The 19,911-nt window shown below is 42.7% G+C and carries 17 protein-coding genes; 16 read left to right on the plus strand and 1 reads right to left on the minus strand.

Going from position 1 to position 19,911, the window contains the following annotated elements:
• Nucleotides 1-139 precede the first annotated feature (139 nt).
• From PR675_RS10055 to carB, 15 genes are all read left to right on the plus strand, one after another.
• On the plus strand, nucleotides 140-1,207 hold the full coding sequence (locus PR675_RS10055; protein ID WP_014656809.1) for an ATP-grasp domain-containing protein: 1,068 nt from the start codon (nucleotides 140-142) through the stop codon (nucleotides 1,205-1,207).
• Nucleotides 1,208-1,209: 2 nt separating this feature from the next.
• Entirely contained in the window at nucleotides 1,210-2,355 is a 1,146-nt protein-coding gene (locus PR675_RS10060) for a phosphoribosyltransferase domain-containing protein (RefSeq protein WP_004926817.1), read from the plus strand.
• Nucleotides 2,348-3,130, plus strand: coding sequence for a hypothetical protein (locus PR675_RS10065; RefSeq protein WP_014656808.1), 783 nt, complete (start codon nucleotides 2,348-2,350; stop codon nucleotides 3,128-3,130). The genes PR675_RS10060 and PR675_RS10065 overlap by 8 nt, the downstream gene beginning before the upstream one ends.
• A complete protein-coding gene (locus PR675_RS10070; protein WP_036941878.1) occupies nucleotides 3,123-4,202 on the plus strand; it encodes a cysteine protease StiP family protein in 1,080 nt (359 codons plus the stop codon). Before PR675_RS10065 ends, PR675_RS10070 begins: the two co-directional genes overlap by 8 nt.
• Nucleotides 4,202-5,152, plus strand: a complete 951-nt coding sequence (locus PR675_RS10075) for an HpcH/HpaI aldolase/citrate lyase family protein (protein WP_004926828.1) — start codon at nucleotides 4,202-4,204, stop codon at nucleotides 5,150-5,152. The genes PR675_RS10070 and PR675_RS10075 overlap by 1 nt, the downstream gene beginning before the upstream one ends.
• Nucleotides 5,153-5,409: 257 nt before the next feature.
• Complete coding sequence (locus PR675_RS10080) at nucleotides 5,410-5,883, plus strand: hypothetical protein (RefSeq protein ID WP_004926830.1); 474 nt, start codon at nucleotides 5,410-5,412, stop codon at nucleotides 5,881-5,883.
• Between the two features lie 307 nt (nucleotides 5,884-6,190).
• Complete coding sequence (locus PR675_RS10085; protein WP_014656804.1) at nucleotides 6,191-6,829, plus strand: vWA domain-containing protein; 639 nt, start codon at nucleotides 6,191-6,193, stop codon at nucleotides 6,827-6,829.
• A 13-nt stretch (nucleotides 6,830-6,842) separates the two neighbouring features.
• Entirely contained in the window at nucleotides 6,843-7,481 is a 639-nt protein-coding gene (locus PR675_RS10090; protein WP_004926835.1) for a TerD family protein, read from the plus strand.
• Nucleotides 7,482-8,120: a vWA domain-containing protein gene (locus PR675_RS10095; RefSeq protein WP_004926837.1), complete on the plus strand. Its 639-nt coding sequence runs from the start codon at nucleotides 7,482-7,484 to the stop codon at nucleotides 8,118-8,120. It abuts the gene before it with no gap.
• A gap of 106 nt (nucleotides 8,121-8,226) precedes the next feature.
• Nucleotides 8,227-9,267, plus strand: a complete 1,041-nt coding sequence (locus PR675_RS10100; protein ID WP_014656801.1) for a TerY-C metal binding domain-containing protein — start codon at nucleotides 8,227-8,229, stop codon at nucleotides 9,265-9,267.
• Nucleotides 9,267-10,805 carry a PP2C family serine/threonine-protein phosphatase gene (locus PR675_RS10105; protein WP_004926841.1) on the plus strand — a complete coding sequence of 513 codons (1,539 nt, stop codon included), beginning with the start codon at nucleotides 9,267-9,269 and terminating at the stop codon, nucleotides 10,803-10,805. Before PR675_RS10100 ends, PR675_RS10105 begins: the two co-directional genes overlap by 1 nt.
• A gap of 30 nt (nucleotides 10,806-10,835) precedes the next feature.
• Nucleotides 10,836-12,338, plus strand: coding sequence for a helix-hairpin-helix domain-containing protein (locus PR675_RS10110; RefSeq protein WP_272582737.1), 1,503 nt, complete (start codon nucleotides 10,836-10,838; stop codon nucleotides 12,336-12,338).
• A 246-nt stretch (nucleotides 12,339-12,584) separates the two neighbouring features.
• Complete coding sequence (gene dapB, locus PR675_RS10115; RefSeq protein ID WP_004926849.1) at nucleotides 12,585-13,406, plus strand: 4-hydroxy-tetrahydrodipicolinate reductase; 822 nt, start codon at nucleotides 12,585-12,587, stop codon at nucleotides 13,404-13,406.
• A gap of 446 nt (nucleotides 13,407-13,852) precedes the next feature.
• Entirely contained in the window at nucleotides 13,853-15,016 is a 1,164-nt protein-coding gene (gene carA, locus PR675_RS10120) for a glutamine-hydrolyzing carbamoyl-phosphate synthase small subunit (protein ID WP_060560961.1), read from the plus strand.
• Between the two features lie 14 nt (nucleotides 15,017-15,030).
• Nucleotides 15,031-18,252 carry a carbamoyl-phosphate synthase large subunit gene (gene carB, locus PR675_RS10125; protein WP_036941863.1) on the plus strand — a complete coding sequence of 1,074 codons (3,222 nt, stop codon included), beginning with the start codon at nucleotides 15,031-15,033 and terminating at the stop codon, nucleotides 18,250-18,252.
• Between the two features lie 69 nt (nucleotides 18,253-18,321).
• Here carB and PR675_RS10130 read toward each other — a convergent pair whose 3' ends face one another.
• Nucleotides 18,322-18,720: a hypothetical protein gene (locus PR675_RS10130; RefSeq protein WP_014656796.1), complete on the minus strand. Its 399-nt coding sequence runs from the start codon at nucleotides 18,718-18,720 to the stop codon at nucleotides 18,322-18,324.
• A gap of 172 nt (nucleotides 18,721-18,892) precedes the next feature.
• Between PR675_RS10130 and PR675_RS10135 the strand changes: the two genes are divergently transcribed.
• Nucleotides 18,893-19,909 carry a MerR family transcriptional regulator gene (locus tag PR675_RS10135; RefSeq protein ID WP_014656795.1) on the plus strand — a complete coding sequence of 339 codons (1,017 nt, stop codon included), beginning with the start codon at nucleotides 18,893-18,895 and terminating at the stop codon, nucleotides 19,907-19,909.
• Nucleotides 19,910-19,911: the final 2 nt, after the last annotated feature.

Below are 19,911 nucleotides of genomic sequence, written 5' to 3' on the forward strand. Positions count from 1 at the left end.
GATTTTTCCGAACTAAATGTAAATATATGTAGTTCTAAACTATTAACGGTAATAAATCACAATATGATTGACATGTTGCGGTTTAAATCGCATTATTGCCGATCTTATTATTGGGTGCTTCGGATGGATGTAGGGATTGATGAACAGTAAAATATGGTTTATGGAAGGCTTGTCTTCGCAGCGAGACCTTATTCAAGGTGCTCGTGAGTTTGCTCAACAACAACTGAAAAACATAACGATATTTGCTTCTCATCGTCATGCCCGAAATGAAATTTTATCTCAGGCCGACTATGCACGATTAGAGCCAGAAGATAGTACTGAGCGATTGGCATTTATCACTCGGCTGGTTGAAAAAGAGAAAATATCGGCAATCCAAGCTGGCCGAAATAGTGAATGGTTTGAATCTCACCGCCAGCAAATTGAGTCTCTTGGCGTTAAATTAACAACGGGGGCGATGAGCGTTAGTGCACTTCAGTTAGCCGATGATAAATATGCTTTTGCACAATCAATGGAAAAGCACGGTTTGCCCGTTGTCCCCTCTATTCAGATTGACTCAATTGATGAATTAAAAGCATTTATCGTGAATAACCCTTTTAAAAATGTGCCATTATGTGTGAAACCTATTAAAGGGATTTATGGTATGGGATTTTGGCGTTTTGATGATTCCGTTTCTGCTATGGCGGCATTTACTCACCCTGAGAGTCGTCGAGTTAACCCTCGCCTCTATTTGCAAGCGATGGAACAAGCAGACGGCTTTGAACCTTTAGTCTTAATGCCTTATTTGCCGGGGCCTGAATATTCGGTAGATATGGTTGTCGAACAAGGTCGTGTTATTGCTGCGGTTGCTCGCCGTAAAGAAGGCTCTTTGCAGCACTTAGAAAACTCAGGGGAAGCTTATGAGTTAGGCTGTGCTTGCGCGCAAGTGATGCAAGCCGATGGGATTGTTAATGTGCAAACACGCAATGATGCTCAGGGGAACGCCGTTTTGCTTGAAATCAATATGCGTCCTTCTGGTGGAATAGGTTACACACAACATAGTGGTATCAACCTACCTGGTATTTTTGCTTTGCGGCAGCTTGGTTTAATTAGCCAAGAGGAAGTCGTTGCTGAAAAAGCAAAATTCACACCTTCGATTATACGGCCTATCACAAATTCAATCAGTTATAGTTCAATAACAACCAATTTAATCAGTACGGATAAAAACTAATAATGAAGAGTACGACTGAGCCTGTAGTTTACCGCCGCAATCTGACGACTGGCACTTTGAGTGTTATTCCCACTTGTTCTTTGGACACGCTAGATGAACTCTTTGAAATCGCAGAGAGACGTAACCCGAAACGTGCCTTTCTATTTGTGAGTAAAGTGTTGGGCAGGCATATTCCTGTCCAGCCAAAATTGATGCGTAAAACATATCAGCAATTATGCCAACAATTTCCGTCAACACTTGAAGGGCCTGTTTTATTTATAGGCATGGCAGAAACCGCCGTGGGGTTAGGGGCTGGCGTGTTTGATGAGGCGAGAAAACATTATAAAGATTCTGTCTATTTGACGTCGACGCGTCATCCTGTTGAAGGGGGTGAGTTATTGTGTGAGTTCAAGGAAAATCACAGCCATGCGACGGATCATCTGCTTTATTTACCCCATGACCCTGAATTAAGACGCCGTGTATTGCATGCGCAAACCGTTGTCCTTGTTGATGATGAGGCAACCACGGGAAATACCTTTATTAATTTACTTTGTGCTTTACGTGACGCTGGCGGTTTGACTGAGATTAAACAGGTGATAGCCGTCACCTTAACCGATTGGAGTGGTGACGCTTTACAAGAGCGTAGCCCCTTACCGATACGTACTCTATCGTTAGTGCAGGGGCAATGGCAGTGGCAGCAAAATAAAGATGCGCCTGTCCCCATCATGCCAAATGTGAATATTACAGGAACAGGTCATTTCCCAATTACAGGTAAGCAAAGTTGGGGAAGGTTGGGGATAGCAGCACCGGCTGGAGATTTGGGTCGCCATATCCAAGCCTCTTCCGACGAAAAAATATTGGTGCTTGGCTCAGGGGAATTTGTTTGGGAACCCTTTTTGTTAGCAGAGAGGTTAGAGCAACAAGGTGCGGAGGTAAAATATAGCTCCACAACGCGTTCACCAATTTCTGTTAATTATGCAATTCAATCTGCTATTGCCTTTAAGGATAATTACGGCTTGGGGATCCCTAATTTTGTTTATAACGTTGCCCATCAACATTTCTCACGCATCATACTGTGCATCGAAACACCCAAAGAGAGTGTGGACCCCGTACTACTTGAAGCACTGAATAAAGTGGCCCCAATAGTTGAGGTATTAAGTTATGAGTAGGCCGGTGATTTTTACCGATTTAGATGACACTTTGTTTCAGACCCGGCGGAAAATGGTTGATGAGCTAGACTTAATGCCTTTTCAGGTTGGCGCCTTAGACAGAGACCTAGAGCCACGTAGCTTTATGACCCAAGAGCAAGCCATGCTAGTGAATTGGATGATTGAAAATGCTGATCTGATCCCTGTTACCGCGCGTGGAACGGAAGAGATCCGCCGTGTCACCATCCCCTTTCGTTCTTGGGCCATTACGACACACGGGGCGGTGATCTTAAATCCACAGGGTGAAGAAGATAGGCAGTGGCGAACACAAATATTAGCGAGCCTGCAAAATTACACTGAACAACTGATCCAGATGCAGCAAAAGATCACCGCGTTAATGGCCGAACGCAATATCGATGCTTGGGCACGAATTAATTATGAATATGATAATACGCCCATTTATTTGGTTATGAAGCACCGCGATAGCACTAAATTAGATGAGCTGTATGCCATTGGCGATGAAATTGAGCAGCTATTTTCAACCAAAGGTTTCTATATTCATCGTAACAGTAACAATATTGCTTGGTTGCCTGAGTCGATAGAAAAAGGGCATGCGGTGACTTATTTACTTAATAAATTGAGAAGTGAACGAGGCGTTTTTCCTGTGATTGGTTTAGGTGATAGCTTAAGCGATCATCGTTTTATGAAGCTGTGTAGTTGGTTTGGAATGCCAAAACAGAGTCAGTTTGCTGCTCAAATTAATACAAAGATTTTTGAGGGATTAGACGATGCGTGATTTTGAACCTTTTTCTGGTAGCTATTTGCCTGATGATGTCCATTTTTTGTTGCAGCCCGTCACCATCGAAATGACACCTGTTGAGCTAAAAGAGCAACTTATACAGTCAGGGGCAAAGCACTATTCAGATATGCTAAGCCAAGAGCCTGAACCGACTCCGTGGCACCTTGATTTATTTGCGAAAGCCCTTGATTCAGGCGCGGCACGTTTAGCTAGCGAGGTTGTGATGCTAGCCAAAGCGCTAATTCAGCAGTTCGATAAGACCCCAATTGTGCTGACGAGCCTTGTGAGGGCAGGTGTGCCGTTAGGTGTTATGTTGCAACAAACACTACGTGCGATGGGGAAAGAGTCTTATCACTATGGTATCAGTATTATCCGCGATAGAGGAATCGATACCACGGCATTAGAGTGGATTGAGCAGCGTCATGGCACCGAAGGTATTGTGTTTGTTGATGGCTGGACGGGAAAAGGGGCCATAACCGGTGAATTAGTGCGCTCATTAACGGGGCGTGAGGGCTATCCTGCGCAGCCTAGACTCGTCGTACTAGCAGATCCTTGTGGGTGTGCATGGTTGTCTGCGAGCCATGATGATTGGTTGATCCCATTTGGTATCATGGGAGCACCTGTTTCAGGGTTAATTTCACGCTCAATATGGACTGAATCAGGCTTTCATGGCTGTGTTAAATGTGATCATTTAAGCCAATTTGAGTGCAGCCGCCTGCTTGTCGATACCGTTGCCAAACAACGAGATGCTTTAGAGATGGCTTCAATTGCCACACCGTCTCCAAACTCCCCATTATGCGCATCGCTCAAACAGCGTAGCGAGCAGGTAATCAACACGTTGGCAGAGCAATACAGTATTACCAATATTAACCGTATCAAACCAGGGATTGCAGAGGCAACTCGTGCGGTATTACGTCGTGTTCCCGATCATGTTTTAGTGCGCAAAATGAGTGATCCTGATGTCGCTTTGTTGGTTTATTTAGCACAACAGAAAAATATTACTATCACTGAGGTTGGCAATGACATCGGCCAATATCGTGCAGTAACGATTATTAAGAAGGTAAAGTAATGGAGCAGAGACTCTCACCTTGGAAACTAGGTGCTACGCTTTATATGCCAGCAACACGTACTGATATTGCTGATGTTATTTTGAATCACAAAATAGCAGGACTACGTTCATTAATCATCTGTTTAGAAGATTCGGTGAGTGAATCGGATATTCCTCTGGCGCTTAATAACCTGCAAGCTTTACTACTTGAATTATCTGAAGTTAAAAAACAAACGGGTAATCAGGCGTGGCCGTTAGTGTTTATTCGCCCAAGAGAGACGGAAATGGGTGAATGGATAGTGCAACATCTTGATCTCAGTGCAATTGACGGTTTTGTACTGCCAAAATTTACCCAAGAATCACTCCCGGTCTGGTGGAATATCATCGAAAATACACATTTGTGCATGATGCCGACACTGGAAACAGAAGAAGTCTTTGATGTAATACAAATGACTGAACTTGCAAATCATTTACTAGTACACCCTTGTCATGAGCGAATTATTGCGCTACGAATTGGTGGAAATGATTTAATGAATGTGATTTCATTGCGACGTAATCGCCATTTTACGTTATATGATGGACCGATGGGGTATGTGATCAAAATGCTCGTTGCGGTTTTTGGCTCCCGTAATTTCTTTTTAACGGCTCCAGTTTGCGAGCATATCGACGACCATCAAATCATGGAAAAAGAGTTGATGCTTGATATTGCTAATGGCTTAGTGGGGAAAACGGCGATCCATCCTAAGCAGATCAGTAAAATAGAACAAGCACTGATGGTCTCTCAGTCAGAACATTCGGACGCTTTACGTATTTTGAACTCAACCCAAGCGGTGTTTAAATCTCAGGGCGCTATGTGCGAGCCTGCGACTCATCGGCGTTGGGCAATCGGTATTTTAGCTCGTTCAAAAATCTACGGTATCGCACAAGAGCAAGGCAAAATAGGTTCACCGCGTTTAAATGCAACACAATGATGAAGTTGATGATTGACGTTTTAAATAATTCGATAGTATAGGAAGTATGGCTTGTGTTATCGACATTATTTTAAGTAAAATCGTTAGTTGGGTTGAAAATGGTTATCATACATGGATTTTCGCATGTTATCGCCAATAGGTGAGTTTTCTTTTGATATAATATATGTTATTAATATTTAAAGATATTATCATATATAAGTATCAAATCTATTTTGTATCCTTAATTTTCGATTTTATTCAAGTAAGTGACAACAATCATGCAACTCAGTACTCGCCAAATCAGAGTTTATACATTAGCCGCGCTTTTAAGTCCGGGGAAGCCAGTTGCTACGACAAAAATAATCTCTTCGCTAGAATGCTCAGAGCCAACGTTGACACGCGTATTGAAAGAGCTGCGTGAAGCTTATGGCGCAGAGATAAAATACAGTAAATCGAATCGTGCTTATCAAATGACCGAAAGAGGGCAATTGGATAATAAAACGATCCGTCGCATGCGCGAAGCATTAGTGGCTAATGAAGAAAGAATGCATCAAGAAATTACTAGTCGGGTAAGATTAGATAAAGACAAAAAGAAGTCAGTTTCATTGTCATTAAAAATGCTTACGTTAAGAAAGATTGACCGACTATCACGTTTAAATAAATCAACTCGTAGTGATGCCGTTGAATTACTGGTTGATAATTTTATTGAGCAGCTTATTCAAAAAATCTCCGCAGAAAATAAAAAAAGCTAACTTATTAAGTGTATCTATTCGTTATGCTTTAAGTTATCGCATTGTTAATGATGCTTTTCCCTAATGTGGGCGAGAAATATAGTCGAGGCGTATCATTAGCATTCATTGAGATTTACTGAATTATGATTAATCCGAATAATAGCCGACTAATTTTAGTCGGCTATTTTTTTTACTTAATTTTCAATTATTAACGGGATTGTTCTGATTGCCTTGCTACGAGTACTAAGTGCAATATTGATTGAATTCATGTTGAGATGCATTAAGATATTGTATAAATAAAAAACATAATTTTGAATAGGACTCATTCATGCGCCGATTGCCCGTTTATCTTTTACTTGATACCTCTGGTTCTATGCACGGAGAGCCGATTGAAGCGGTGAAAAATGGTGTGCAAACGCTGTTATCGACACTAAGACAAGATCCTTATGCACTCGAAACAGCCCATGTATCCATTATTACCTTCAACTCAACGGCACAACAAATTGTTCCATTAACCGACCTTATCAATTTTTCCTTACCTGATTTACAAGCGAGTGGCACGACAGCATTGGGAGACGCTCTCTCCGTTGTGGCTCACTGTATCGAAAATGAAGTGCAAAGAACAACTGTAGAGTCAAAAGGTGATTGGCGTCCGTTGGTATTTATTATGACGGATGGGGCACCAACTGATGATTGGAAGGCCGGATTAAACAAATTTAAAGCAGCAAGAACGGGGCTCGTCATTGCTTGTGCAGCGGGGCAATCAGCACAAACAAAAGTGTTAAAAGAGATCACCGAGGTTGTTCTTCAGTTAGATACCGCGGATTCAACGACGATTAAGTCTTTCTTTAAGTGGGTATCTGCAAGTATCTCCGTAGGTAGTCAGAAAGTGGATTTGAGTAAAAAAGATATTGCTGATCTCAATGACTTACCACCACCGCCACCAGAAGTTAATGTGGTACTTTAAAAAGGATTAATTTATGTCAGTTAGCTTAAAGAAAGGCCAAGGCGTCAGTTTAAAGAAAAGTGAATATGATCTTTCCTCTGTCACCATTGGGCTGGGTTGGGATATTAAAGAAGAAAAAAAAGGTTTTCTAGGAAGTCTTTTCGGTAAACAAGAAGAGTACGACTTAGATGTCATTGCTTTTTTATGTGACGCTAATGGTAAGGTTGCAGATTTAGGCAGAATGGAAGGCGGTCAAGCATCTCTTGTTGATGGCGACATTATTTTCTTTAATAGCCTAAGACATAAATCAGGGCAAATTTGGTTGACGGGTGACAACCGTACAGGCGCTGGTGATGGTGACGATGAACAGATTATCGTAAAACTGAACACCCTCGATGACAAATATGCCAAAATTGTCTTCATTGTGCAGATTTATAACGGTAAGCAGTTACAACAACATTTTGGCAAAGTACAAAATGCGTTTATTCGTGCAGTCGATGCGAAAAATGTTGAAATGGCGCGTTTCGATTTATCTGGTGGTGCAGAATTTAATCACCAGCGCTCTATGCTTTTTGCTGAGTTGGTCAGAGAAGACTCTGGCTGGAAATTGAATGCGATAGGTCAACCTTCAGACTCAGATTCATTCGTCTCTTATTTGAAGGATTATTGCTAAATGAGAAGGTTACCCGTTTATCTTTTGATTGATACATCTGGCTCAATGCGAGGTGAATCAATACATGCCGTAAACGTTGGGATCCAAGCTATGCTTAATGCACTAAGGCAAGATCCTTACGCATTAGAGAGTGTTCATATCGCGATCATCACCTATGATAACGAAGCACGTGAATTTATTCCTCTTACCGCATTAGAAAACTTTCAATTTACCGATATTGTCGTGCCTAGCTCTGGAGGGACCTTCACTGGCGCTGCATTGGAATGCTTAATTCAATGTGTTGATAGGGATATTAGACGTACTGACGATACGCAAAAAGGGGATTGGCGACCTTTAGTTTTTTTAATGACAGATGGTACTCCGTCAGACAGCTATGCTTATACCGAAGCCATTAAAGAAATCAAAAAGCGTTCTTTTGGTTCCATTATTGCTTGTGCCGTGGGGCCAAAAGCAAAACATGACCACCTGAAACAGCTAACCTCTCAAGTCGTTGCACTTGAAACACTCGACTCGAATGCCTTTTCCGGTTTCTTTAAATGGGTTTCAGCGAGTGTCTCTTCAGGGAGTTCCAGCGCAGGTATTAATAGTAATCAGGATACCTTGCCTCCTCCACCTCCTGAAATACAACTTGTATTATAGGAATAAAGCAAAGTTTCATTATGAAACTTTGCTTTTATTGGGCTATCCACTGTTTGATGAACAACAGGACAGCTTGAAAGGAATTTACTTGTAATAAGGTTTAGTGATGAGAAGACTGCCTATTTTCTTCGTGCTTGACTGTTCTGAATCCATGGTGGGAGAAAACCTAAAAAAAATGAATGATGGTCTACAGATGATCGTCAACGATCTCAGAAAAGACCCTCATGCATTAGAAACAGCTTGGATTTCCATTATCGCTTTTGCGGGTATTGCTAAAACAATTGTGCCGTTAACGGAAGTTGTTTCCTTCTATCCACCTCAATTGCCCATAGGGGGTGGAACCAGTCTTGGTAGCGCCCTGAAAGAATTATCCTATCAAATAGATACTCAAGTCCAAAAAACCACTTATGAAAGAAAAGGGGATTGGAAGCCTGTGGTCTATTTACTGACAGATGGGCGACCTACCGATAATGTGGCACCGGAAATTCAGCGTTGGAAAGAAAAATATGCCTCTAAAGTCAATTTAATTGCGATTGGCTTAGGCGCCTCTGCCGACTTAAACGTATTATCGCAATTAACGGAGAACGTTTTATTGTTCACGGAAGCTCAGGAAGGGGATTTTACTAAATTTATCAAATGGATTACGGCATCCGTTGTTTCCCAAAGTCGCAGTGTGGGCGATGAAGCACCACCACTATTGCATAAGACAGAGCAAGTGGTGCGGTTAGCTAAAGATGAAATTGCGGCAAGTTATGATGATACTTGCGTCACTTTTGTCGGGCGTTGTAACCGTTCTAAACGGCCTTATTTGATGAAATATGAACGTCCACCAACACATCTACCTAACCTGAACTTCAAATTGAACCTCAGTCACTTTAACCTTACAGGGTGTTACACCATTGATGAAAGTTATTTTGCGTGGAGCGATGATAGCGCGAATATGTCACAAGTGAACACTAGCGAGCTAAATGGTACGCCAGGTTGCCCATATTGTGGTAATGCGACCGCTTTCGCCGTCTGTGCCTGTGGCAAATTACTCTGTGTCAATGGCCCTGAATCTGTCATCTGTCCTTGGTGTGAAAGGGGGATCTCTTTTAACAATAGTGATGACCAGTCTGATTTTGATGTGACTAGAGGAAAAGGGTAATGGATCAAAATGCACTATTGATTAAATTGCTGCTAGAGCACGCAATTAGAAATCGTAATATGCCTATTTCTGAAAGCGCTTTGGTGGCAATTTATGAAGATAAACAGATAGCTGAAGCCATTTTTAACATTCTTGAGCAAATCCAAGAAAAATGTGCAGATATTAAAGAGCAGGCACAGTTCGCTGATAGGTTGAATGAGTGCCAATTCAGTGATTCACAACTGACTCTATTATTGCCTTATTTGCAAAGCCAGTCACAGCAGGTCACCGAGCCTGTATCTTTGGAAAAAGAGCCCGTGCTTAAACCGGGGCAGATCCCCGCAGCAGGCAATGCGAATATCACGAAAGAACCCGTTTCTCTGCCTCCTACTGCGAGCATTGTTATCGCAAATGGGCGAGTTGGGCTTGCCTTTAATTCTCAAGTTCAAGTGTTATTGAGTAATGGTGAAACGGCAACCGTTGAGCGTGTCGATTTTTCAGATGAGATTGGCGTTACCTTTGATGCTGAAACATCAATGTTATCAGGCGTACCAACACAAAGTGGCAACATTAAGATGTCGGTAGTTTGGTCAAGTGAAGGCCGAGAGCCTTGTACCACAGAGGGGATTTTTATTATCAATCCTGATCCTCGTAGTCTATGGCAAATTAATGAGCCACCAGCAGATAGCCCTTACCCTAAAAAGCATATTGACCATCAAATTATTTCAGAAGGCCCATTGCGTATTGCAGCAGCAAGCCGCCGTGGTCGCTCTCATGAACACGCTGGATCATTTCGTGATGATGATTTTTATATTCACCATGATGATAAAAGTGGTTGGAGCTTAATGATTGTTGCTGATGGCGCAGGCAGTGCAAAAAACTCACGTGAAGGCTCACGTATTGCGGTCAATACATTCGGTGAGTACCTTAACGGGCGGTTATCGAGTGCTAGCGATGAAGAAAGAGCACAATTTATGGGAGCGCTGACGTCATGGGATGCGGAATCAACCAAATATATCGGTGCCTACTTTGCTAAGTTGTTCCATAACGCAGCACAATTGACGATCAATAATATTAAAAATGAAGCTATTCACGTTGATCAACCGATTAAATCATTCTCAACGACGCTACTGGCGACGGCTTCAATGCGTGTTGGCGATGAGTTATTCGCGGCTTCGTTTTGGATGGGGGATGGGGCAATTGCGGTTTATGGTCCAGCAGGTAAAGTACGTCTTCTTGGTGTACCCGACAGTGGGGAGTATGCAGGGCAAACCCGTTTCCTCGATGAGAGTGAAATCAATGATAACGACTTTAATCGGCGGATCGGGATTGGTAAATGGCCTGAAATCACTCACCTGATCCTGATGACTGATGGGGTTTCTGATCCTATTTTTGAAACCGATAACGGCCTGAAAGATCCACAGCGATGGGATGATCTTCTTGAGCAAATAACGCCTTGTTTAGAAAGCCCAGTAGAGGCTGATAAAAAGCTTGCCGAATGGTTAAATTTTTTCTCAGCAGGTAATCATGATGATCGCACCATCATTGTTGCTTGGTAACCGTTCTGAAATATAAATTTGGTGGTTTTTATGGCAAATATTATTACCTGTACAACTCAGGATGGGAAAACCGTTCAATACGTTGACGAAATTATTGGTTCCGGCTCCATGAAGGATGTCTATTTTTCGCCAGACAGATCCTATGTCGTCGCATTTTATAAAACGCCCCAAAATGCGCAAGCGCTTGAACGTATTGATATGATCACAGGGCAATACAGAAAAAATATTTTTGAGCAAATTGGTGGTGAATACTGGAAAGGTTTGTTTTGTTGGCCAACCGATATTGTGAAGCATGAAGGTAAGGTTGGTATTGTTGTTCCAACTTATCAATCCCATTTTTTCTTTAAATATGGCTCTAAGAATAATGACTTCCTAGCGATTAAAGGCCGTGAAAAAGAAGGAAAGTGGTTTGCCAGCGCAAATAATCAAAATAAATTCTTAGATCCGCGTGAACGCGGCAATATGCTGAATTACTTGAAAGTGTGTCTTTTGTTGGCAAGAGCCGTTCGCCGAATGCACGCTGCGGGTCTGTGTCACAGTGATCTAAGCTATAAAAACGTGCTAATCGACCCTGAACAGGGGCATGCGTGCGTGATTGATATTGATGGGTTAGTGGTTCCTGGAAAATATCCCCCCGATGTGGTCGGTACGCCAGATTTTATTGCACCGGAAGTGGTCAAAACGGCTCATTTAGCCAAATCCGACCCAAATCGTATTTTACCGAGTATTACTACAGATAGGCATGCGTTATCAGTTCTGATCTATATGTATTTATTTTATCGACATCCACTGCGTGGCGGTAAAATTCATGATATAGATGATGAGATGAATGATGAAAGCTTATTAATGGGGGAAAAAGCGCTTTTTATTGAACACCCTACCGATAGAAGTAATGCCGTTAAATTGAATCAGGTTAAACCTTCATCTTTGCCTTGGGCTGATCCTGAAAAAATCCCTTATACCGTGATGGGGCCTTATTTAACGCCGTTATTTGAAAAAGCGTTTATTGCTGGTCTGCACGAACCCTCTCTCAGGCCTACTGCGGATGAGTGGGAAACGGCACTAGTAAAAACTGTCGATCTCATTCAACCGTGTCAAAACCATGATTGTGAGCAGCAATGGTATGTTTTTTCTGGGAAAATGCACCCTGTTTGCCCTTATTGTGGCACTGCATACTCAGGTAAATTACCGATCTTAAACCTATACTCTTCACGTAAAGCGGGAAATTATCGACCAGATGACCACCGGTTGATGGTATGGAGTGGGCAATCACTTTATGCTTGGCATGTTAATCGACTTATTGCGCCTAATGAGCGAACAACGGATGAGCAAAAGAAACGTGTTGGTTATTTTATTTTCCACAATAACCAATGGTGGCTAGTGAATGAACGTATTGATGGCTTGATGGTATTACCAGAAAAAAGACAGATACCTATTGGCGATAAGATTGCATTGACTGATGGCTTGCAGTTTGTGTTATCGACAGAAGAAGGCGGCCGACTAGTCGTCGTTCAATTAATTTCTAATGATTAGCTGACTTATCTCACACGCTAGCCACAGAGGACCCCCTTCTGTGGCTATTCCTATTTTTCCCACAACTTTTTCTGATAATTTCTAGCCATTATACGCTTTTGTTAATAATTCAAGATTAGAGCTAGCAGAGTCTCAAGAGGCTCGCTAAGCTATATCACAATGATTTTTCACATGACGATGTTGTGGTGGCGAGTGAAGTGGTATTGGGCCTCACATTCACCGCAAAACGGACAAAAAGGATAGCAAATGGCAAATTCAATGGTACGTGTTGCAATTGTTGGTGCAGGAGGGCGCATGGGGCGTCAGCTTATTCAGGCAACACAAAATCAAGAGGGTATCCGGTTAGGGGCGGCAATTGAGCGCGTCGGTTCATCATTAGTTGGAACGGACGCGGGTGAGCTTGCGGGAGTCGGCAAACTGGGTATTGCTGTCGTTGATACATTGGATAAAGTTGTTGATGATTTTGATGTCGTGATTGATTTCACGCGTCCCGAAGGTACGTTGAATTATTTAGCTTTTTGCCGCGCTAACCATAAGGCGATGGTAATTGGTACAACCGGTTTTGACGATCAAGGCAAACAAGCCATCGCCGAAGCTGCTAAATCGATCCCTATTGTGTTTGCAGCAAATTTCAGTGTGGGCGTTAACTTAGTGCTGAAATTGCTGGAAAAAGCGGCGAAAGTGATGGGAGATTACACGGATATTGAGATCATCGAGGCTCACCATCGCCATAAAGTCGATGCCCCTTCAGGTACGGCACTGGCTATGGGTGAGTCGATTGCTCATGCACTAGGTAAAGATCTTAAAGAGTGTGCAGTATATGCGCGTGAAGGCCATACCGGAGAGCGCGAAGCTGGCACAATTGGTTTTGCGACTGTACGAGCGGGTGACATTGTTGGTGAGCACACTGCAATGTTTGCCGATATTGGTGAGCGTGTAGAGATAACTCACAAGGCTTCCAGTCGAATGACCTTTGCTAATGGGGCAATTAAAGCATCTGCATGGGTAGTTGCTCAAAATGCAGGCTTATATAATATGAAAGATGTTCTCGATTTGGAGAATTTATAGATTTATTTTTTAATATTATTGATGCAAATCATGATGTTATTTATGTATTTGTTGTGATTTGCATCTATTGTTATATGTTTTATAAATTACCTTTGTTTTTTGATGTTTAATTGTTTTTTCTAAGTCTTTTTGCTTAAAAAATAGACTTTCTTCGATGCTCTTCCTGCTTTACCATAAGATATTCACTTAATTCAGTTTGCAACCGTTTACTTAGGTACTATTGGTGTTAGTTTTGCTAGCCATCGCACTAAAAATCGGGCTGATCACTAAAAAAGTAACAAAAAAATGAAAAAAATGCGTTTTTTCCTAGACAAGACCTCATCTCATCATTAGAATGCGCGCAATTTGCCAAAAATTTGCTTAAAAACGCATTTTGGCATTGATTTAGATCCTCAAATCTGAATTAATATGCACTAATTGTGATTTATTATTCCCTGGAGGGTGTTTTGATTAAGTCAGCTATACTGGTTCTCGAAGACGGAACCGAATTCCACGGGCGCGCCATTGGTGCTGAAGGGGCCGCTGTTGGAGAAGTCGTTTTCAATACGTCAATGACCGGATATCAAGAAATAATTACCGACCCTTCCTATTCCCGCCAAATTGTTACTCTCACCTATCCCCATATTGGTAATGTCGGCACTAATGCTGATGACGAAGAATCCCCAAATGTTCATGCTCAAGGTTTGATTATTCGTGACCTACCACTGGTTTATAGTAACTTTCGCGGTCAGGAAGGCCTATCAGAATACCTGAAACGTCATAATGTCGTTGCTATCGCCGATATTGATACACGTAAATTAACGCGTTTATTAAGAGAAAAAGGGGCTCAGAACGGCTGTATCATTGCCGGTGATGTACCAGATGCGGCGTTGGCGCTGGAAAAAGCTCGCGCATTCTCTGGCCTAAACGGCTTAGATTTGGCGAAAGAAGTGTGCACGAAAGAAGCATACAGTTGGACTCAAGGCTCTTGGACTTTGGCTGATGGTCAACTGAGTGCGAAAAGTGAAGATGAGCTACCGTTACATGTAGTCGCTTATGACTTTGGGGCTAAGCGTAATATTTTACGTATGCTAGTGGATCGTGGGTGCCGTTTGACTGTCGTTCCTGCAACAACACCAGCAGAAACCGTATTGGCGATGGATCCAGATGGTATTTTCCTTTCTAACGGGCCTGGCGACCCTGCCCCTTGTGACTATGCTATCAAAGCAATTCAAGATTTCTTAAAAACAGAAATTCCTGTTTTTGGTATCTGCCTAGGGCACCAGCTACTGGCGTTAGCAAGCGGCGCAAGTACGATGAAAATGAAGTTTGGTCACCATGGTGCAAACCATCCAGTTAAAGATTTAGATCAAAATGTTGTCATGATTACAGCACAAAACCATGGTTTTGCTGTCGATGAGTCAACATTACCCGACACATTACGTGTGACACATAAGTCATTGTTTGATGGCACTCTGCAAGGTATTCACCGTACGGATAAGCCAGCGTTTAGTTTCCAAGGGCACCCTGAAGCAAGTTCTGGCCCTCACGATGCGGCGAAATTGTTCGATCACTTCATCGAACTTATCCATGAATATCGCCAGAACCAACCTCGTCATAACGCAAAATAATCGGGAGCAGAAAAATGCCAAAACGTACAGATATAAAAAGTATTCTGATTCTAGGGGCTGGCCCGATTGTTATCGGCCAAGCATGTGAATTTGACTATTCAGGTGCGCAAGCGTGTAAAGCACTGCGTGAAGAAGGCTATCGCGTTATTTTAGTCAACTCTAACCCAGCAACCATCATGACTGACCCTGAAATGGCTGATGCAACGTATATTGAGCCAATTCATTGGGAAGTGGTGCGTAAAATCATCGAAAAAGAGCGTCCGGATGCGGTGTTGCCAACCATGGGTGGGCAAACTGCTTTGAACTGTGCACTGGAGCTTGAGCGTAAAGGCGTATTAGCTGAGTTCGGTGTGACAATGATTGGTGCCACCGCCGATGCGATTGATAAAGCCGAAGACCGCCAACGTTTTGATAAAGCCATGAAAAAAATTGGCTTGGATACAGCGCGCTCCGGTATCGCACACAATATGGAAGAAGCCTACGCGGTAGCTGAAGATGTTGGGTTCCCTTGTATTATCCGTCCTTCATTTACGATGGGGGGAACTGGCGGTGGTATTGCTTATAACCGTGAAGAATTTGAAGAAATCTGTACGCGCGGCCTTGACCTCTCACCAACCAATGAGCTACTGATTGATGAGTCGCTCATTGGCTGGAAAGAGTACGAAATGGAAGTGGTACGCGACAAAAATGATAACTGCATTATTGTTTGTTCAATTGAAAACTTTGATGCGATGGGGATCCATACGGGTGACTCTATCACCGTTGCGCCAGCCCAGACACTGACCGATAAAGAATATCAAATTATGCGTGATGCCTCGATGGCGGTATTGCGTGAGATTGGTGTTGAAACTGGAGGCTCTAACGTTCAATTTGCCGTCAATCCCAAAAATGGACGTTTGATTGTTATTGAAATGAACCCTCGTGTATCGCGCTCTTCCGCACTTGCTTCGAAAGCGACTGGTTTCCCAATTGCCAAAATTGCCGCTAAGCTTGCTGTTGGCTACACACTTGATGAGCTAATGAATGATATTACAGGTGGTCGTACACCTGCATCATTCGAACCTTCCATTGACTATGTCGTCACAAAAATTCCTCGTTTCAATTTCGAAAAATTTGCGGGCACGAATGACCGCCTGACAACGCAAATGAAGTCCGTTGGTGAGGTGATGGCAATTGGTCGCACCTTCCAAGAGTCAATGCAAAAAGCATTACGTGGCCTTGAAGTTGGCGCGACTGGTTTTGATCCAAAAGTTAGCCAAGATGATCCTGAAGCACTAACACGTATTCGTCGCGAGTTAAAAGACGCGGGCGCAGAGCGTATTTGGTATATTGCCGATGCCTTCCGTGCTGGACTATCCGTTGACGGTATTTTCAACCTAACTAACATCGACCGCTGGTTCTTAGTGCAAATCGAAGAGCTGGTGCGCTTAGAAGAACAAGTTACAGAGCTAGGCATTAATGGGTTAACCAAAACGTTTTTAAGCGTTTTGAAACGCAAAGGTTTTGCTGATGCACGTTTAGCAAAACTTGTTGGTGTCTCTGAAGCTGAGCTACGTAAACTGCGTCAAGGTTATGGCTTACACCCTGTTTATAAGCGTGTTGATACCTGTGCGGCTGAGTTTGCAACAGATACCGCTTATATGTACTCCACCTATGAAGATGAGTGTGAGTCTAACCCTAATTTCGACAAGCCTAAAGTTATGGTATTAGGTGGTGGTCCAAACCGTATAGGTCAAGGTATTGAATTTGACTATTGCTGTGTTCATGCTTCGTTGGCACTACGTGAAGATGGGTATGAAACCATCATGGTTAACTGTAACCCTGAGACGGTTTCAACAGACTATGACACCTCAGACCGCCTCTATTTTGAGCCAGTTACCTTAGAAGATGTACTTGAAATTGTACGTATTGAGCAGCCAAAAGGGGTTATTGTTCAATATGGCGGGCAGACGCCATTAAAACTGGCTCGTGCCCTAGAAGCGGCTGGTGTACCCGTCATCGGTACTAGCCCAGATGCCATTGACCGTGCAGAAGACCGTGAACGTTTCCAACAAGCGGTTAATCGATTGAACTTGAAGCAACCACAAAATGCGACTGTAGTGACGATTGAGCAGGCGGTTGAAAAAGCGTCAGGCATCGGTTATCCGCTGGTGGTACGTCCATCCTATGTTTTAGGAGGACGTGCGATGGAAATCGTTTATGACGAATCTGATCTACGTCGCTATTTCCAAACTGCCGTGAGTGTTTCTAACGATGCACCAGTACTACTCGACCGTTTCCTAGATGATGCAGTTGAAGTAGACGTTGACGCAATCTGTGATGGTGAAATGGTGTTGATTGGTGGCATCATGGAGCATATTGAACAAGCTGGGGTGCACTCAGGTGATTCAGCATGCTCATTACCTGCTTATACACTTAGCCAAGAAATTCAAGATGTGATGCGTGAGCAAGTGCGTAACTTGGCATTTGAGTTACGTGTTCGTGGCTTGATGAACGTCCAGTTTGCCGTAAAAGATAACGAAGTTTATCTTATCGAAGTGAACCCACGTGCAGCGCGTACTGTTCCATTTGTATCTAAAGCGACTGGGCTGCCTCTGGCAAAAATTGCTGCGCGAGTGATGGTTGGTCAATCATTAACAGAACAAGGGATGACGAAAGAGATTATTCCTCCTTATTATTCTGTAAAAGAAGTGGTGCTACCATTTAATAAATTCCAAGGTGTTGACCCAATTTTGGGGCCAGAGATGCGCTCAACAGGGGAAGTGATGGGCGTTGGCCGTACATTTGCGGAGGCTTTCGCGAAAGCAATGTTAGGCAGTAACTCGACAATGAAAAAATCCGGTCGTGCATTGTTGTCTGTGCGCGAAGGGGATAAAACTCGTGTCGTTGATTTGGCGGCTAAATTGCTTAAGCATGGTTTTGAATTGGATGCGACCCATGGTACGGCCATCGTCTTAGGTGAAGCTGGGATCAACCCTCGTTTGGTCAACAAAGTGCATGAAGGTCGTCCTCATATCCAAGATAGGATCAAAAATGGTGAATACGATTATATTGTGAACACTACGGCTGGTCGTCAAGCGATTGAGGATTCTAAGTTAATACGCCGTAGCGCATTACAATATAAAGTACACTATGATACGACGTTGAATGGCGGCTTTGCGACCACAATGTCATTAAGCGCTGATCCAACGGAAAAAGTGATTTCAGTGCAAGAGATGCATGCTCTAATTAAATAATGCAATAAGATAAGTTTAAAGCCCTGTCCTTAATCTTAAGTGGCAGGGCTTTTTTATTTTAAGAAAATGCTATTGTGTTGCTTCTCTGTGTTTTAATATTTTGTATTCAATATCTTTTATCCACGAAAGTTTGAGATCATGGAATTGCTGGTCGGCAGCATAGAGCGCGGCTCCCCGCAAAGAAAGCTCTCGGAGGTTACTTTGTGGAATGTTGGCAACACTCATTTCTCGGTTGTATTGGCGAAATGACTCTATCTTTTGATCACAGTAACCAAGAGCCGCTTCGGCTATTTGGCTGGCAGGTTGGTCATATTGTCTTGCGATATCAAAAGCATATTGGTCAATACACGCTTTAGCTTCCTCGGCTTTCTCATACCCAGGCGTACTCGGCTCTCCGGTGTTTAGGGGATTTGCTAACCCTAAAGAAGGGAGTAAAAGCAATCCTATACATATTGCTTTCATACTCATTAATTTCACCATTATTATTCAGTGTGGGTTATTCCGCGAAAATTATAATCAGTGTGTTTGTGAAGATAAAGATGATCTAGAAAGAGAAAAAAAGATAAAATTCTTGTCAGAAACGGTTGACTCTCACGTAACGTGAGGCACTAACCTGCACATCAATCACAGGAGGTTCGATATGCTATTTCAAGTGGGTGAGATTGCACAAAAAACAGGGCTAACCATTCGCACACTTCATCATTATGAAGAGATAGGATTACTCGTTCCAACTGCGAGAACCGATGCGGGTTATCGACTCTATAACGTAGAGTGTCTCGAGCGTTTAACTCAAATTCAAATGCTCAGACAAGTGGGCGTTAAACTCAAAGACATCGGTAAGATCTTAGATGGCCATAGTGGGAATATGGCGCAATTGTTACAGGAACGTATTAGCGCGCTTTCTGAACAGATGAAACAGATAGCCAAACTACGCTATCGGTTAGAGCAGCTTCAATTACAAATGCAAGCTGGCGATATTCTCACTCAGGCTGATTGGTTTTCCATATTGGAGATGATGTCTATGTACGACAAGTATTTTACACCGAAAGAATTAGAAAAAATGCCATTATATACGGCGAATACGTTAAAAAGCCAAGAGTGGCAGCAACGCGTAGAAACCGTTAAAAACCTTATGCAAGAAGGTGTTACACCTGACTCTGAACAAGCGCGCAAAGTGTCAGCGGAGTGGATGATCGCTTTAGAGCGTGATACTGGTGGGAACCCTGACTTTTTCGCTAGATTGAATAAAATTCATTTGTCGGATAATGAATTTGCATTGTCTTCAGGTATTACTGAGGAAATGATTGAATATGTGGCGAAAGGGTTTAGCGAGCACCAGCTTGCGATTTTTAAGTCTTATTTAACGGATTCACAGTTTGCATTTGTGCGTGAACACTACTTTGAATCAGGTAAAGTATGGCCTGAATTGATTGCGGGCTTATACAGAGCGCAGCAATCAGGTGTATCACCTGAATCACCAGAAGTGCAATCCTTGGCTAAAACATGGTTAAACATGTTTAATCAATTTACTGGGGGAGACCCTGAATTACAGGAAAAAATTCGTCAAATTTATCGCGAAAACCCTGTTATTTCACAAGGTACGTGGATGACCCCTGAAATTGGTCAATACTTATTTGCGGCCTTAACAGCGCATTAAAA

It is taken from the genome of Providencia sp. PROV261, from assembly GCF_028477945.1.
Classification (GTDB): domain Bacteria; phylum Pseudomonadota; class Gammaproteobacteria; order Enterobacterales; family Enterobacteriaceae; genus Providencia; species Providencia stuartii.